Here is a 15,307-nt window from a genome sequence, read left to right as displayed (position 1 = left end):
CTCACTCCCTTCTGCGTGACCGCGGGGGATCAACATCTTTCATGGCCAGCTGGTACACATTGCGGGCACCGATGAGAACACCGGCAACGATGAGAATAAACAAAAAGACGGGCTTGGTGCCGAACCGTTCATCCAGCCATCTTCCCCCGACCACCCCCGCCAGGATGGGAACCACCATGGCAATACCGATATAGCTGATGAGAGACAGATTTTGAAGGGCACTTCCTTTTCGGCGTTTCATTTTTCGCTGATCGCTCCCATTATATCATAGATTCGGAAAATTAATAACGGTATTTGTTAATGTTTTGTCAACAATAATCCCGGTTATTTTTTCCTTTCTCCCTCCCATTTGTCAGGGGGTGCGCTGAGGTGGCCAGCCCCATAGAGCAATGCTTCTCCAATGCGCCGAGAGGCCTGACCGTCCCCGTAGGGGTTCACCGCCCGGGCCATTTTTTCCCAGACAACGGCGTCGTCCAGCAGGCGGACGGCTGCCCGGAAAATGGTTTCTGTTTCCACGCCCGTCACCTGAACTGTTCCGGCAGCCACTGCCTCCGGTCGTTCTGTTTCGGTACGCATCACCAGAATGGGTTTGCCCAAAGCAGGTGCCTCTTCCTGAATACCGCCGGAGTCGGTGAGAATGAGAGTGGCCGCATTCAACAAATTGGCAAAGGGTGCATAGTCAAGGGGTTGAATAAGATGCACATTGGGTTCACGCCCTAAAGTGGTTTCTGCCAGCTTGCCAATGGCTGGATTCAGATGCACCGGGTAGATCAACCGGTAATGGGGATAGCGCCGGGCCAGGCGGCAGACTGCTTCAAAAATCTGCTCCATGGGTGCTCCCCAGTTTTCACGACGGTGGCAGGTCATGACCACCAGCGGGTGGGCTTCCCGTTCACTCACCAGCCGGTTCAGCTTTTCATCCTGAAAATCGTAGTCTGGTTGAATGACAGACAGCAGGGCATCAATCACCGTGTTGCCGGTGATGAAAATCTGGTCTGGTGCCACGTTTTCTTTTAAAAGATGTTCCCGGTTTTGTTGAGTGGGGGCAAAATGAAGGGTGGCCAGCGTTCCCGTCAGCCGTCGGTTCATTTCTTCCGGGTAGGGAGAATAGATGTTGCCGGTGCGCAGGCCGGCTTCCACATGACCCACGGGGATCTTCTCGTAAAAAGCTGCCAGGGAGGCCACAAAGGTGGTGGTGGTATCTCCGTGAACCAGCAGGTAATCCGGCCGGTATTCCTTCAGAACTTCCTGAAGGCCTGTCAGGGTGCGCACGGTGATGTCGGTGATGGACTGGCCGTGTTTCATGATATTCAGATCTTTCCAGGGGGTAATGTCAAAAAGAGTCAGCACACTATCCAGCATTTCCCGGTGCTGGGCAGTGACACAGACTCTTGAATTAAAACGGGGATCTTTTTCCATCATTTTAACCAGGGGAGCCATTTTGATGGCCTCTGGCCGGGTACCAAACACACTGAGCACTTTCAGGGGCTGCATGAAATGCACCGCCTTTCCAAATGATCACACTATTCCAGCGAACGTCATGTTGTATCTCTTTGGTGGCAGATAACGTTCTTCTTAATGTATCTCTTTTCGATCTAAAAATCAAGGCAGAATTTTTGTTTTTGACCCGTCATTATGATGCATGTTAACCCTTGTTTAGTTGCATAATCAAAACCACAGCCCTACTGATGCATCAGGCCGCCCTTCCTTTTTTAAGGCAGGTATTTTCAATCAAGGCATCTTAGAATCCAATGCAACAAAATGATTGTAAGGCAGCTAAATGAACTCGGGATGAACTCGCCGCCACCATTTCTTCTTCATTGTTTGACGTGGGGTTCGGCGCGTCCTTCACCGCTGGCAATCTTTCCCAGCATTACTTCATCTTTCACCCGGTACTGCCGTCCCTGTTTTTCAATGGCACCTTCGGCACACAGGGCACTGAGACTCCGCAGTAAGTGGCGGTAGCTGGTACACAACAGTTCTGCCCATTCTGTCAAAACCGGACGAACCACCTGATTGGCGGCCCGCTGTAAAATCAGCGCTGCCAGTCGATTCTCCAGGGGTTCAAAAATAGTATGGCTGAACACCTGATTATGATCTGTCATCTTTTCAGAGAGACGATGACACACATACCTTAGAAACACCACATCATTCAGCAGCTGCTGACGGTGTTTTTCCAGCGAGAGCGCCAGGCAGTATCCCGGCTTTGTTGCCTGAACATTGGCAGTGGCTTCCCGCTCCCATAACACCGCCATCTCCCCGATCACCTGAAATGCTTCCAGATGAGAAAGCTGCAGCACTTTGCCTGTCGTCGAGTACGTGGCGATCTTCACTGCCCCCGCCACCAGAAAAAACAGGTGTTTTGAGGGCATGCCCTCCTCCAGTAAAATATCTCCTTTTTGAAAAGCGAAGAGCTCCATTTCAGGACACTCTCCCGATGAGAAAAGTGCCTGTACCTGGTATTGCTGCTGAAAATCCGCCAGCAAGTCTTCATTTTCGATTCGCATCATCCTGCATCACCCGCCCGATCGTCGCTTGACTCCATTATAACCGCAGGGAAACCCGGGATGCAAACCTTCTTCTCTTCCCTGGCTGCCCGACAAGGTAAAATCTTTGTAAAGTCCCGGATTTATATGACCCATGTCATATTCTTAAAACAAAGTCGGTGCTACAATACAGGTAACAGGAAGCGGGTTTTCGGCCCTCACCCACCCGGCAAACAACCTGACATGTGCTGATTTAACGAAGAAACAGCTGCCGGACAGGGTGATTTGCCAAAACTAACCCGCCCATATGAACCATCTGCCTGTTGGTAATCGGAAACTGATTGGTCAAAAAAAAGGAGGTCACTATGAAAAAATCACGGTTCTTTGCGCTTTCTCTTCTGTTGGTCTTCAGCATTGTCACCCTTGTCTCCGGGTGTGCCTCACCCGCATCACCGCCGGCACCAGAAGCACCCGCCGCCGAAACCGCCGCCCCACCGGCAACACCTGCTGCATCAGAAGCAGACTTCAGCCATTTGAAGGTGGCCCTGATTTCCGATCCCATCGGTACCGAACAGTTTATTCTTCAGGCGTATCACAAAGTGGAAGAAATGGCTGGCATTCACGGGTTTCAGTGGACTTCCATGGAATGCAGTGACACGGCCCAATGGGAAGAAAACGGACGGGCCGCCGCCAACGAAGGCTACGACCTGGTGATTGGTGTCGGCTGGCAGGCAGCCGAGCCTTTCAGCGCGCTGGCCGATGAGTTTGACCATGTGCATTATGCAGTGATTGATGCCATTGCCGGAAATGATAAAGTCACCAGCATCGGCTTTAATGAAACCGAAGGATGCTACGTATTGGGTGTGATGATCGGCACCGCTTTCCCCGATGAAACCCTCTATGGGTATGTGGGCTCTTTTCAAACCCAGGCCACTTACAAATACCGTTATGGCTTTTCTGAGGGTGTGAAATCTGTGAATCCCGACGCTGAATTCATGTATAACTACACCAATTCTTACAGCGACACCAGCCTGCCCTACGAATACACCACCCAGCAGCAGGCTGCCGGTGCCACCTTTATCTTTGGCGGTGTCGCCGCCAGCGCCAACGCCGGCATCTACCAGGCCGCCCTTGACCTGGCCCAGCGGGGCACTCCCGTATATACCACTGGTTTGAGCGTGGATCAGACCACCCCCGATAACCCTTATATCATCGGTGGTGCTTTGAAAAACACCGGCTCCTGCACCGAAATCATCATCAGCCAGTACCTTGACGGCACCTTATCCGGTGGCGCTCAGATTCTTGGCCTGAAAGAAAATGCCTTCGGCGTGGTGCATGTGACCACCGATACCGCCAACTACCTGAACGAAGAAATGATGCCCCCCGAAGCCATTGAAGCCGCAAAAGCAGTGGCGGCCAAAATCATTGCCGGCGAACTGGAAATCATCGCGCCGGAAGAATCTGCCAACTAACGGTTCGTCAATGACTCCTCTCAGCGGGAATCGCTCCGGCGGCTCCCGCTTGCTTCTTTACTTTTCTGAAGGTGGTGCTCCCATGCTGTTACGTATGCATCAGATATCCAAGTCCTACGGCCCGGTGACCGCCAATGACCAGGTGAGCATTGAACTGCACAAGGGTGAAATTCTGGCCATCGTGGGCGAAAACGGTGCCGGCAAATCCACCCTGATGAAAATACTCTATGGGCTGGAACAGCCAGACAGCGGCACGATCTGTCTCAATGACCGGCAGGTGGTGTTTCATCGCCCGTCAGATGCCATGGCACAGGGCATCGGCATGGTGCAGCAGCATTTCATGCTCTTTGGTTCCATGACCGTTGCCGAAAACGTAGTCTATCGAAAGGAAACCCGTAAAGGGCTGTTCATGGATCACCGCCGGAATCAGGCCCTGGTCAGAGAGCTTTCCCAGCGCTATCACCTCCCCGTTGATCCCCAGGCAGTGGTGGATGACTGCCCTGTAGGTCTTCAGCAACGCATCGAAATCTTAAAAATCCTCTATCAGGATGCCCACATCATCATTTTTGATGAGCCCTCTGCTGTTCTGACACCACTGGAAGTGGAAGACCTGCTGAAAACCATGGATCAACTGAGCCGCCTTGGCAAAAGCATTATTCTCATCACCCACAAGCTTCATGAAGTGATGGCTGTGGCGCACCGAGTGGTGGTGATGCGGGATGGGCGGGTAATTTCCGCATCGGATACATCAGAAACCTCCCTTGAAAAAATGTCCTATGAAATGGTGGGCCGGCAGATTCCCACCCGCCGCATGACGCCCCCCGCCGTGGGCAATCCCTTACTGGAAGTGGCAGGGTTATCTCTGAAAGGCGAACCGGGCACCATCACCCTTCACGACATTCACCTGCAGCTTCGCCAGGGAGAAATCGTTGGCATCGCCGGCGTTTCCGGCAATGGCCAGTCTGAACTGATTCGATGCCTCGCAGGACTTCAGGCTTATGACGCTGGTCAGGTGATGCTGAACGGCACCGATGTGACCCGGGCTTCTGCCGGAACCATTCGGGAAGCCGGCCTCGCCCACATTCCCGAAGACCGTTACGCCTGGGGAAGTGCCCCCGCCGCCACCCTGGCAGAAAATGCCCTGGTGGGGGCCGAAGGCCGCCCCCCCTTCAGCCGCAGGGGCATTTTAAACCTGCGTCAGGTGAACGCCCATGCGGCGCATCTCATTCAAGGATATGGTGTGAAAGCCGCGTCCCTTTTTCAGCAGATGGCTTCTCTATCCGGCGGCAATGCCCAAAAGCTGATTGCCGCCCGTGAAATCGCGCGAAAGACGCCGGTGCTCATTGCCTGCGAACCCACCCGGGGCATTGACATCGGTGCCATGGAGTACATTCATGGGCAATTGATTGAGAAGCGGGACCAGGGAGACGGCGTGCTCCTGGTATCCTCCGAGTTGTCGGAAATCATGGACCTGTGCGATCGGATCTATGTGATGTTTGAAGGCCGCCTGAACGGCGAATTTATCAGGGGCGAAGTCGATGAAAAAACCCTGGGACTCTATATGTTGGGAGGAAACCGCCATGCACCACAAACAGCCCTTGGGTAACGAATCCCTGCGTCACTGGCTGCGCCGCTTTGCCGGCGACTTAAAACAGCCTGCCCTGGCCATTTTTGCAGGCCTGGTCGTTGGCGGCATGGTGATTGCCCTATCCGGTTTTCATCCCCTGACAGCTATCGGCAGCATGCTTAAGGGCGGTTTTGGATCAGCCTATTATCTCACCACCACCCTCACCCGGGCCACGCCCATTATTTTTGCCGGGCTGGCGGCGGCCCTAGCCTGGGGGTCAGGTTACCCCAGCCTGGGGGCTTCCGGTCAAATGATTCTGGGCGCCCTGGTGTGTTCCCAGGCGGCGGTGCGCTTCACAGGGCCGCCTTTGTGGGTCATCACCCTGTCCCTTCTCTGTGGCATGCTGGGCGGCATGCTCTATTCCCTGCTGGCTGCCTGGATCAGTGACCGATTCAAGCTCTACCTGTTGATTGTCACCCTCATGCTGAACTACATTGCCGACTACATTGCCTCTTACACCACCACTTACCTGGTGAAGGATCCCTTTGGTGCCGATGCCTCTGCCATTCAGACCCAGCGAATTGAATCCGGCATTCTCCCCCGCATCTTCACCGGCTATACGGTTCACTGGGGGTTTGTGATTGCCCTGATCACCGTCATCGCCATCCTTTTCATTATGAAAAAAACCACCTTTGGCTATCGCGCCCGCATGGGTGGATTAAATCCCCGTTTCGCTGAGTACGGGGGTATCAACAGCCGGCGCATGATGTACGGCGTTCTGCTGCTCAGCGGGGCGCTGGCAGGGCTGGGAGGCGCCTGCGAAGTGCTGGGAGCCCGCTTTCGGTACGTGGACGGCATGATCACCTCTCCCGGCTACGCCTGGAGCGGCATCATCGCTTCCCTCATGGCCAACAATCATCCCGTGGGCATCTTTTTCAGCAGCATTTTTCTCGCCGGGCTCACCACCGGCGGCGGTGCCATTGAACGGAGTATGGGCGTACCCAGCGAGGTGACCACCATTATTCAAAGTGTGATTACCCTGCTCATCACTGCCCGATTTGTGGTGGCGGTTCGAAAAAGGCATGCGTCACCAGCGCCATACACACCCCCGGAAGGAGGCGATCTCCATGAATCTCAGCCCTGAATACCTGGCCGTACTGGCCAATTCAACCATCCGCATGACCACACCCATTTTACTGGTTACCCTGGCCGCCGCTCTCTGTACCCGGGTGAAGCTCTTTAACATCGCGCTGGAAGGTGCCATGATTGCTGGTGCTTTTTTCAGCATCGTGGCCAACTATTACACCGGCAGTGTTTGGCTGTCGGTGGCGGCCGGAGCTGTGAGCGGCATGGCGGTTTGCGGGCTGGTGGGATTCTGCGTGGTTCACCTGAAAGCGTCTGCCGTGGTGGCAGGCCTGGCGGCCAACACGCTGATGACCGCCGCCACCACCTATCTCCTGTCGATTATTTTCAACACCAAAGGCGTCTTTACCCACCCCAGTCTGGTGAGTCTTCCCAAAATCACCCTTCCCGGTGTGAGCCGCATCCCCTTCATTGGCACGCTTTTTTCGGGCTTAACGCCCCTGGATTATCTGGCCTTTGGACTGGCAGGCCTTTTATATGTCTTTTTGTACAAAACCGTCCCCGGTTTTCGTCTCCGTGCGGTGGGCATTAACCCGGAGGCCGCCCGAAGCCTGGGAACCCCTGTGGAACGCTGGCAGCTTCTCACCATCACCTTTTCCGGTCTTTTGTGCGGTCTTGGCGGGTGTCTCCTTTCCATGGGAACCGTGACCCTCTTTATTCAGAACATCACCTCCGGCAGAGGCTATATTGCCCTGGCCGCCAACACCCTGGGTCAATCCCATCCGCTGGGCGTTCTCCTTTCCTGCGGCTTCTTCGGTTTTAGCCAGGCGGTGGGGAATGCCCTGCAAAATACTGCTCTGAAAACCCAAATGACTTTCTCCATTCCCTATGCTGCCACCATCATTGCCCTCATTGCCTTTCACCTTTACACCCAGCACAAAAAGAAAAAAGCAAAGGAGGCCCTCCTACATTGAAGATTGCCGTGGATACCCACACTCATACCATTGCCAGTTCCCATGCCTACTCCACCGTTGACGAGCTGGCCGCCGCAGCGGCACAGCGGGGATTATCCATGCTGTGCATCACTGACCACGCTCCCGGCCTCATGGATTCTCCCCATTTGCTGCATTTTATGAATTACCATGTGCTTGACCGGGAAATAGCGGGGGTTTCCATGCTTTACGGCGTGGAGCTGAACATCATGGACCGTCACGGAAAACTGGATATGCCTGAAGAAGTGCTGGAAAAGCAGGATCTCTGCATCGCCAGCTATCATGAAATGTGCACCACCCCCGGCACCCGAAAAGACAATACCCGGGCTTACCTGGCTGCCATGAATTGCCCCTATGTGGACATCATCGGCCACCCGGATGACGGCCGGGTACCCGTCGATTTTGAAGCCCTGGTGAAGGAAGCCAAAGAAACCGGAGTGCTGCTGGAAGTGAACAATGCCTCCCTGAAATCAGCCCACTACCGGCTGAACACCCGGGAAAACCTCGTCACCATGCTCACCCTGTGCCAGCAGTACCAGGTACCCGTCGTGCTGGGTTCCGATGCCCATTACCGGTCGGCAGTGGGAGATTTTCAGTGCGTGCTTTCATTACTTGAAGCCATGGACTTTCCCGGGGAACTGGTGGCCAACACCTCTGTTGAAAAATTCAGGCGCTGCCTTCGTCGATTCTCCACAAACGGCGCCGGTCATATAAGGAAGGAATCTCATGCGACTTCTACACCTCTCTGATATTCATTTTCGGCGGCACTACCCCCGGCATCACAGCACCTATCTGGATGCCCTGGCAAAAATGACATCCCCCCTGGATCATTTGGAACACTGCTTTCGTCAGGTTGACCGCAACCTGCTGGACGGGGTGGTGATTTCCGGTGATCTCACTGAAACGGGTGATGCTTCAGACTACCGGCAGCTGAAAACAGCCCTGGCGTCGCTGTTACAGGGTCTTCCCCTCATTGTTACCCTGGGCAATCATGACCATAAGCCGGCTTTTCGCCAGGGGTGGGGATTGCTTGATGCCGGCAGGCCCGGGGCCGATGCCCCCTATCATGATGTGCTGGACCTGAAAGACTTTCGCATTCTGTCACTGGACAACGCAGCCCCCGGCGCTCCCCACGGGCACATTTCGGAATGTCAGGTTTATTGGCTGGAGCAGCAGCTGCGGCATGCAGGCCATCGGCGCCTGCTATTGGTGTGCCATCATCACCTGCTCCCCGAACAAGCCTCCATTCCGCCGGCTTCCTTTGGTAAAACCTTTGAATCACTTGTTGAAAACAGCCGCATCGAAGGCATTCTGTGCGGACACACCCACCATCAGTTTCAGGGTACCTTTGCCGGCAAACCCTACACCACTGCTCCCAGCCTGTCTTTTTGCGGCAAAAATAAAGCTGACGGCCAGGTTCTTTTTGAAGAGAACCCTGGCTATCAGCTCATTGATCTACTTGAAACCGACTTCATGGTGACACCCGTTTACCTTTACTCCCGCCCCCGACATTTGGGCGATGTGATTTTTCCCCTTTAATCACGGGAATCTCGCACCGTCAACCGGCGCTGGTACCATTTCAGAAATTCAGCCGACAGCCTGTCCGACATTTCCAGGCCCTCCAGATTGAGGGGGGCTTCTTTCAGGCAGACTTGATCAAGCAGCTGGGCCACCGCCTTGTAGATGCGCAACCGCTGGATTTCCGGCGACAGGGCAACGCCTGTCACCCGCCGGTTGATGAGCAGCTTGGAAATTTCGTCAAAGCAGGCGGGGGGCAGCGCATCAATAACCTGGGGGTGTTGTCGGTCAATGGTTTCCACCAAAGCAGATAACCCGTCATATGGCAGCCCTTCATAGTCCTCTGCTCCTGCCCTTTCTTCTGCCTCTGCTCTTTCTTCTGCCTCTGACTTTTCTGATTCTCTTGTCTTTTTTTCTGCTCTTGTTTTTTCTTTTTCGTTAGCCTTTGTTGTTTTTTCTGCTTCCCATGCCTTTGTTGCACCGCTCTGCACCCTTAACGTACCGGTGGATTCTTCTTGCAGAATCTGCTGGAAGAAGGCTTTCATTTCTGGCATGGGGCTGATGTTCAGTTCCCGCCGGAGAATATCCCGGCATTTATGATACTGCTGGATGGCCTGCACCCGCTGCTGATTTTTGAAATAGAGTTCCATGAGTTTCAGATGCAAATCCTCCTGCAGTGGATTCATGGCCAGCAGGCTCTCCACACCGCCGATGGCACTGGCATAATCTCCTTTTTCCTGATGTACCTCTGCCTGTTGGCTCACTCTGCCAAAAAAGATCCGCTGCATCCGTTCCCTTTCACAGATAATCCAGTTGTCCAGTTCCGGATTTCCTTTAATGGGGATGTCTTGAAGAAATTCCCCCCGATAGTGAACCGCCCCTTCCCATTGATCTCTGGGGCCGTTTTCCAGCATGATCACATCGCTGTTCCAACAATGGTTTTCCAGCAGCATGCAGTGCTCTTTATCTTCCTGATGCAAAAAATCTGTGACAATTCCCCTGGCTCTGAACTCCCGGTTAATACTCCAGAGGGCATATCGGAGATTGTATTTTGCCGATTTTCGGTCACTGTCGCACCAGAACAAGGATGCCAGGCGTTCCCGGGCAACCTGTTCATTGCGGTTTACCACCAGATAGGCCAGGATTCCAATGGCTTTGCTGCTGAGGGTTCCTGTGATCTCTGTCTCATTGGCAACCACTCTGGGTACTCCCATAAAATGTAGTTCCAGCAAGGCTTATCCCCCCAGCTTCACTTTCAGGCTCCCTTGTGGTGAGTTCAATGGCTCTGAGTTCAATTGAAGGCCGCGCTCAAACAGGATTTTTCCTTTTTTGATGGTGGCTGTCACCTGAATATCTTTGATTTTCTCCGGGTTAACCCTGAGTGGGTTTTCTTCAAGAATGCACAGATCTGCCAGGCGTCCAACTTCCAGGGTTCCTTTTTCCCCTTGCTGACCGATGGCTTTTGCTCCATTAAGGGTAAACATCGCCAGGGCTTCCAGAGGCGCAAGCCGCTCTGATTCCGTGGGATGATTCACCGCCGCATGGATGCCCAGCAGGGGGTCGATGGGGGTCACATCGCTGTCTGATCCGCCCGCTATGATGCAGCCTTGCTTCCATAAGGTTTTCAGCGGATTGGTGCGGCACCGCCGCTGTTCACCCAACCGTTCTTCATACATGCCTCCAGAACCACCCCAGAAGTATTCATAGGCCGGTTGCATGGATAGAATCACCTTTAACAGTACCGCCTGCTCGATGAGATCCTGATTGGGCAGCTCAAAGTGTTCGATACGGAGAATGCTGGTGCTGCAGGGATGCAGCCGTCTTCCTTCCCGATAAGCTTCCAGCACCAGTCGAATGGCTCTGGTGCCAATGGCGTGAAGGGTGACCGTCAAGTTGTGTTTCATGCTTTCGCTCACAAAATCCCGAATTTCTTCAAAATGAAAAAAAAGGGTTCCCATGGATTCTCCCCGGTCGCTGTACGGATAATCAAGGGCAGCGGTATGTGCGCCAAAGGAACCGTCCACAAAAATACATCCGCCGATTTTATCCAGTCCCAGAGCAACCACTTTGGCCACATCGGTGGTCTGATAGAAAAATGCCACGTCAATGGGCATTTTTTCCAAACTGCGAAGCACATAGAGGGCATCCTGATCGTGAAAAAGAAACCCGCCTTCCATGGCATTGATGGTGGTGACGCCTTTTTCAATGGCCCGACTCAACACCTGACGCACGCCTTTTTCCCGGGTTTGATCGGTGGTAAGGCCCAGCAGTTTCTTTCGGGCAAAGAAATTGGCCCGCCCTGTGAGAACACCGGTGGGAACGCCGGCTTCATTCCGCTGAATCCCTTCCAGGTTGAAGGGCAGGTCGAGCCACCGTAACCCCAGAGTATTCACCACACTCACATGATATTCCACGCTGGAGATCCACAGCATTCTGTCTGTAATCACCGTATCCAGTTCGAAGCGGGTGGGCATCCGCTTTTCCTTCAGTTTAACTTCTTCAAGGCCAACGCAGTGAATGAGTTTACCCCAGGCATGCCGCCCCTGATTGTTTCGGATGTGGGCAATGATCTCATCAACGGAGCCGCATGCCCCCACATTGATTCCCACTTCATTCAGGGCCGTTTCCATCAAGTGTACATGGCTGTCAATCAGCCCCGGGATCAGGGTTCGCCCCGCCAGATCCACCGAAGTAGCGCCCGCCTGGTAGCGCTCCCATTCGCTGCCCCTTCCCACTGCTGTAATTTTTCCATCAGCCACCAGCAGCCAGTCTGCCTGAGGCATGGTTTCTGTCAGGGTGAGTATCTCCCCATTGAAGAACAGCAACCGGTCGTTTTTCATCATCACCCCTCCAACCCGACACCCGCCATCTCAACCGTTATGTCAGAATGTCCTTTAAATAAAGATATATGATTTCAGCCGTTTTGACAACCGAACTGATTTCCACATATTCGTCCGGGCCATGAAAATGCTCTCCTGCAGGCCCGATGACGTAGGTGGGAATCTGCCCCCGGTGACCCAGGGTATTGAAATCACCAATGCTGGGGAAGTAGGTGATGGCAGGGGTTTGACCTGTCACCTCATGAATGGTTCCCTTCAGTACTTTTGTATAGGGATTGCTTTCTGAGACAATATAAGGGTGAAATCCCCCGGAATCAGGATGGGGGGCATCCCGGAATTTCATGGTATAGGTGGACTGGATGTTGGCCCGCTTCACCGCTTCGTCCACCTCCCGGCGCAGCCAGGTGAGGTCTTCCCCCCTTACGGTATGACGAAAAACAGTGAATGAAGCTTCATCGGCCACACTGCAGGCCGCCCCGCCCCCGGTGATTTCAATGGGAACCAGGGTCCCTGTTCCCAGTTTCGGATCCTCTTTAAAAGCCGCCTGTTTCAGTTCCATCAACACTTTGGCGACATCGGTGATGGCATCTATCCCTTTTCCCGGGTCAGCTGCATGGGCACTTTGACCCCGAAAGGTGACGGTGTAGTTCCAACCGCCTCTGGCCCCCAGACACAGGGTGGGAAATGGACTGTCGGTGAAACTGCCGCTGGGCTCTGTCACCAGGGCCACATCCACGTGATTAATATGCCCATCCAGCAGCAGGGCATCCGTTCCCAATCCAAAAGGTCCTTCTTCATCAGAAACCATGGTATAGATGATTTCACCATTGAAATCCTTAACGGTTTTTGAGAAGGCTTCCACCGCCAACAGAATGGCCGCACACCCCGCTTTCATATCCAGGGCGCCCACCCCATACAACCTGTCATCCTCCACTGTTGCCCCCAGAGGGTCCCGGGTCCATCCTTTGCAAATTTCCACCGTATCCAGATGGCCGTTCAGCAGCACCTTAGGCCCTTCGTCTTTCCCCTTTAGCTGCCCGATCACATTGGTTCCCTTAAAATTGGTCACCTTTTTCTCGTGATACCGATGGTACTGGGCATCAAGGCCTCGCTCCCTCAACCACTCATACGTATACTTCATCACTTCATCTTCCCTGAAATAGGGGCTGTAGATTTTTACCAGGTCCGATACCAGTGTGACCACGTTTTCCCGACTGATCATCGCGCTTCCCCTTTCTTTTTTAGGTTGGTTTTCGACACTTTTCCCGCTCTTTCCAGAAAGTATCGCGGATGATGATGTTCCCAGTGCCACCCGACTTTCAATGTTTTTGCATCGACCAACTAATGGCTTCATTTCCTTCTGTTTACCTGCTTACTGTTCAACTCTCACTGTTTAGTTTATTACAGTCATTCCGGCTTTTCCAGTTATTTTGCCCTCTATTTTTTAAATCGCTTTCTCACAACTCCTTTTATCATAAAAACCCGCATGACACCAATACTTCTGTTGTTGTCATGCGGGTTTTGTGTCATTTGATTTGGTGCTTATTCTTCGCTCATGGCCGGTTCTTTCACCGGGTTGTAGGTTTTAACCGATTTGATGTCGCCTTCTTTAAACATGGCGAAACCGATAAAGCTGTAAACCACCGCAATGACAGGTGTAATGAAGGAGAGGAAGACATAAGGGAAATATTCCATGGTGGGAACACCCAGTGCCCCGGTGAAGAAAACACCGCACAGCCCCCAGGGTACCAGTGGTGAGACGACCGTTCCCGAATCCTCAGAAGTTCTTGAATTCACCTGAGGCAGCAACCGCTGCTTTTTATAGGCAGGCACAAACATACGGCTGGGAATGAGAATGGCCATGTACTGACTGGCGGAGAAAATATTGACGGCAATGGCTGACACCACATGGGTGGTAATCAGGCCCCTGGTGGTGCTCACCAGACCACCGATTCTTTCCAGCAGCACTTCCAGCACCTTTGTTTTCTCCAGAATACCGCCCATGCTCAGTGCAATGAAGCCCAGAGAAATGGTCCACATCATGCTCTGAAGGCCACCGCGGCTCAGAAGACTGTCCACTTCTTCGATACCGGTGGCTGAAGTGAATCCGTAGTTCATAAAGTTGGCCACATCACCCACGCTGTATCCCTGAAAGGCAATGGCGAAAATACCGCCCAGAATAGCGGCAATCATCATGACTGCCAGCCCTGACATCCGTTTCACAGCCAAAATCACCACCACAATGGGTGGAATCAGCGTGATGGGACTGATGAAAAAGTTTTCACTTAACCCGTTGAGAATCACATCAATTTGAGCTGTGTCAATTTCACCGCCGGCAAAACGCATGCCTAAAATGGCATAGAGCACCAGTGAGATCAGGGCTGCAGGGCCGGTGGTGTAGAACATGCTGCGAATGTGGTCAAAAAGATCGGCTTCAGCAACCCCGGCTGCCAGATTGGTGGAGTCGGACAGGGGTGACATTTTGTCTCCGAAGATAGACCCGGAAATCACGGCACCGGCCGTCATGGCTCCAGGAATTCCCAGTCCCAGTCCAATACCCATAAAAGCTACCCCAAAGGTGGCGCCGGTTGTCCAGGAGCTGCCTGTGGCGACGGAGGCCACCATGCAGACAATGGCCACTGTCAGCAAAAAGACCGACGGCGAAATAAAACTGAGCCCATAGTAAATCAGTGTGGGGATTGTACCTGCAGGAATCCAGGACCCCACCAGAACACCCACCATCATTAGAATCAGCATGGGCAACATGGCAATTTTACAGCCATACAGGATGCCTTCCTGCACTTCGTCGTAGGTAAAGCCGGAAAGGATGGCCACAATGGAAGCCACCACAGCCACAACGATCAGTGTGATGTGGGTAATCCAGTCTTCTCCAATAATAAAGATCTGAGCGTACATGGCAAAACAAAGAAAGAAAATGACAAATGCTGCTGCTGCAAAACTTGGCCGTTTGTTATCACTCATTCTTTTACCCCCTTATGCATTGACTGTCAGCGAACCCGTTCATCATGCTGCTGGCTTTCACCTTTTCAATGAGAATTGATCAACTCCTTTCGTCATCGCGGCGGCTACATGGCAGGTGTTTGTCTATTGAACAGATTATTTCATATTGACTAATCGACTCATTGACGGTGTAACTGGTTGATAGATTGACGGTGTTAGTGATTGACAGATTGATCGATTTGACAAAATCCATCTAATTTTCTGTTTGTTTAACATTTATCATGCCCCTGTTGGGTCTTCCGTTTGATGCATCGTTTGTTTCACCGTTTCTTTTTTGTAAATCCCAAAATCGCCTCTAATCTAATTTCGATCACCGAAGAAACTACCT

Annotated in this window: 13 protein-coding genes; 6 read left to right on the top strand and 7 right to left on the bottom strand. The window is 52.9% G+C overall.

Annotated elements, in window-relative coordinates:
- Nucleotide 1 precedes the first annotated feature (1 nt).
- The 3 genes from QOL74_RS07720 to QOL74_RS07710 all read right to left on the bottom strand — a co-directional run bounded on the left by QOL74_RS07720 (nucleotide 2) and on the right by QOL74_RS07710 (nucleotide 2,510).
- Nucleotides 2–241 carry an AtpZ/AtpI family protein gene (locus tag QOL74_RS07720; protein ID WP_283408879.1) on the bottom strand — a complete coding sequence of 80 codons (240 nt, stop codon included), beginning with the start codon at nucleotides 239–241 and terminating at the stop codon, nucleotides 2–4.
- Between the two features lie 83 nt (nucleotides 242–324).
- Entirely contained in the window at nucleotides 325–1,494 is a 1,170-nt protein-coding gene (wecB, locus tag QOL74_RS07715; RefSeq protein WP_283408878.1) for a non-hydrolyzing UDP-N-acetylglucosamine 2-epimerase, read from the bottom strand.
- Between the two features lie 323 nt (nucleotides 1,495–1,817).
- Nucleotides 1,818–2,510, bottom strand: a complete 693-nt coding sequence (locus tag QOL74_RS07710) for a cyclic nucleotide-binding domain-containing protein (protein ID WP_283408877.1) — start codon at nucleotides 2,508–2,510, stop codon at nucleotides 1,818–1,820.
- 341 nt (nucleotides 2,511–2,851) lie between these two features.
- Here QOL74_RS07710 and QOL74_RS07705 point away from each other — a divergent pair, with 341 nt between their 5' ends.
- The 6 genes from QOL74_RS07705 to QOL74_RS07680 all read left to right on the top strand — a co-directional run bounded on the left by QOL74_RS07705 (nucleotide 2,852) and on the right by QOL74_RS07680 (nucleotide 9,139).
- Nucleotides 2,852–3,958: a BMP family lipoprotein gene (locus tag QOL74_RS07705; RefSeq protein ID WP_283408876.1), complete on the top strand. Its 1,107-nt coding sequence runs from the start codon at nucleotides 2,852–2,854 to the stop codon at nucleotides 3,956–3,958.
- Nucleotides 3,959–4,040: 82 nt separating this feature from the next.
- Nucleotides 4,041–5,564 (top strand): ABC transporter ATP-binding protein, encoded by a 1,524-nt coding sequence (locus QOL74_RS07700; protein ID WP_283408875.1) that lies wholly within the window; start codon nucleotides 4,041–4,043, stop codon nucleotides 5,562–5,564.
- Entirely contained in the window at nucleotides 5,539–6,669 is a 1,131-nt protein-coding gene (locus QOL74_RS07695; RefSeq protein WP_283408874.1) for an ABC transporter permease, read from the top strand. Before QOL74_RS07700 ends, QOL74_RS07695 begins: the two co-directional genes overlap by 26 nt.
- On the top strand, nucleotides 6,653–7,582 hold the full coding sequence (locus tag QOL74_RS07690; RefSeq protein WP_283408873.1) for an ABC transporter permease: 930 nt from the start codon (nucleotides 6,653–6,655) through the stop codon (nucleotides 7,580–7,582). Before QOL74_RS07695 ends, QOL74_RS07690 begins: the two co-directional genes overlap by 17 nt.
- Nucleotides 7,579–8,349 carry a phosphatase gene (locus tag QOL74_RS07685; RefSeq protein WP_283408872.1) on the top strand — a complete coding sequence of 257 codons (771 nt, stop codon included), beginning with the start codon at nucleotides 7,579–7,581 and terminating at the stop codon, nucleotides 8,347–8,349. Before QOL74_RS07690 ends, QOL74_RS07685 begins: the two co-directional genes overlap by 4 nt.
- Nucleotides 8,327–9,139, top strand: a complete 813-nt coding sequence (locus QOL74_RS07680) for a metallophosphoesterase family protein (RefSeq protein WP_283408871.1) — start codon at nucleotides 8,327–8,329, stop codon at nucleotides 9,137–9,139. The genes QOL74_RS07685 and QOL74_RS07680 overlap by 23 nt, the downstream gene beginning before the upstream one ends.
- Here the strand turns inward: QOL74_RS07680 and QOL74_RS07675 are convergent.
- The 4 genes from QOL74_RS07675 to nhaC form a co-directional block, all read right to left on the bottom strand.
- Nucleotides 9,136–10,350: an AfsR/SARP family transcriptional regulator gene (locus QOL74_RS07675; protein ID WP_283408870.1), complete on the bottom strand. Its 1,215-nt coding sequence runs from the start codon at nucleotides 10,348–10,350 to the stop codon at nucleotides 9,136–9,138. The genes QOL74_RS07680 and QOL74_RS07675 overlap by 4 nt on opposite strands.
- Nucleotides 10,351–10,353: 3 nt before the next feature.
- Nucleotides 10,354–11,958 (bottom strand): amidohydrolase, encoded by a 1,605-nt coding sequence (locus QOL74_RS07670; protein ID WP_283408869.1) that lies wholly within the window; start codon nucleotides 11,956–11,958, stop codon nucleotides 10,354–10,356.
- 37 nt (nucleotides 11,959–11,995) lie between these two features.
- Complete coding sequence (locus QOL74_RS07665) at nucleotides 11,996–13,180, bottom strand: M20 family metallopeptidase (RefSeq protein ID WP_283408868.1); 1,185 nt, start codon at nucleotides 13,178–13,180, stop codon at nucleotides 11,996–11,998.
- 320 nt (nucleotides 13,181–13,500) lie between these two features.
- Nucleotides 13,501–14,940, bottom strand: coding sequence for a Na+/H+ antiporter NhaC (nhaC, locus tag QOL74_RS07660; RefSeq protein WP_283408867.1), 1,440 nt, complete (start codon nucleotides 14,938–14,940; stop codon nucleotides 13,501–13,503).
- Nucleotides 14,941–15,307: the final 367 nt, after the last annotated feature.

Origin of the sequence: Anoxynatronum buryatiense (assembly GCF_900182905.1) — a bacterium.
Classification (GTDB): Bacteria; Bacillota; Clostridia; order Peptostreptococcales; family Tindalliaceae; genus Anoxynatronum; species Anoxynatronum buryatiense.
Note: the sequence above shows the minus strand (reverse complement) of the source record. Positions and strands in the feature narration are given on the sequence as shown.

Excerpts from the sequence above, each read along its gene's own strand:
- QOL74_RS07695 (WP_283408874.1), top strand. The coding sequence starts at position 5,539 with ATGCACCACAAACAGCCCTTGGGTAACGAATCCCTGCGTCACTGGCTG.
- QOL74_RS07670 (WP_283408869.1), bottom strand. The coding sequence starts at position 11,958 with ATGAAAAACGACCGGTTGCTGTTCTTCAATGGGGAGATACTCACCCTG.
- QOL74_RS07720 (WP_283408879.1), bottom strand. The coding sequence starts at position 241 with ATGAAACGCCGAAAAGGAAGTGCCCTTCAAAATCTGTCTCTCATCAGC.
- QOL74_RS07665 (WP_283408868.1), bottom strand. The coding sequence starts at position 13,180 with ATGATCAGTCGGGAAAACGTGGTCACACTGGTATCGGACCTGGTAAAA.
- nhaC (WP_283408867.1), bottom strand. The coding sequence starts at position 14,940 with ATGAGTGATAACAAACGGCCAAGTTTTGCAGCAGCAGCATTTGTCATT.
- QOL74_RS07700 (WP_283408875.1), top strand. The coding sequence starts at position 4,041 with ATGCTGTTACGTATGCATCAGATATCCAAGTCCTACGGCCCGGTGACC.
- QOL74_RS07705 (WP_283408876.1), top strand. The coding sequence starts at position 2,852 with ATGAAAAAATCACGGTTCTTTGCGCTTTCTCTTCTGTTGGTCTTCAGC.
- QOL74_RS07680 (WP_283408871.1), top strand. The coding sequence starts at position 8,327 with ATGCGACTTCTACACCTCTCTGATATTCATTTTCGGCGGCACTACCCC.
- QOL74_RS07710 (WP_283408877.1), bottom strand. The coding sequence starts at position 2,510 with ATGATGCGAATCGAAAATGAAGACTTGCTGGCGGATTTTCAGCAGCAA.
- QOL74_RS07690 (WP_283408873.1), top strand. The coding sequence starts at position 6,653 with ATGAATCTCAGCCCTGAATACCTGGCCGTACTGGCCAATTCAACCATC.
- wecB (WP_283408878.1), bottom strand. The coding sequence starts at position 1,494 with ATGCAGCCCCTGAAAGTGCTCAGTGTGTTTGGTACCCGGCCAGAGGCC.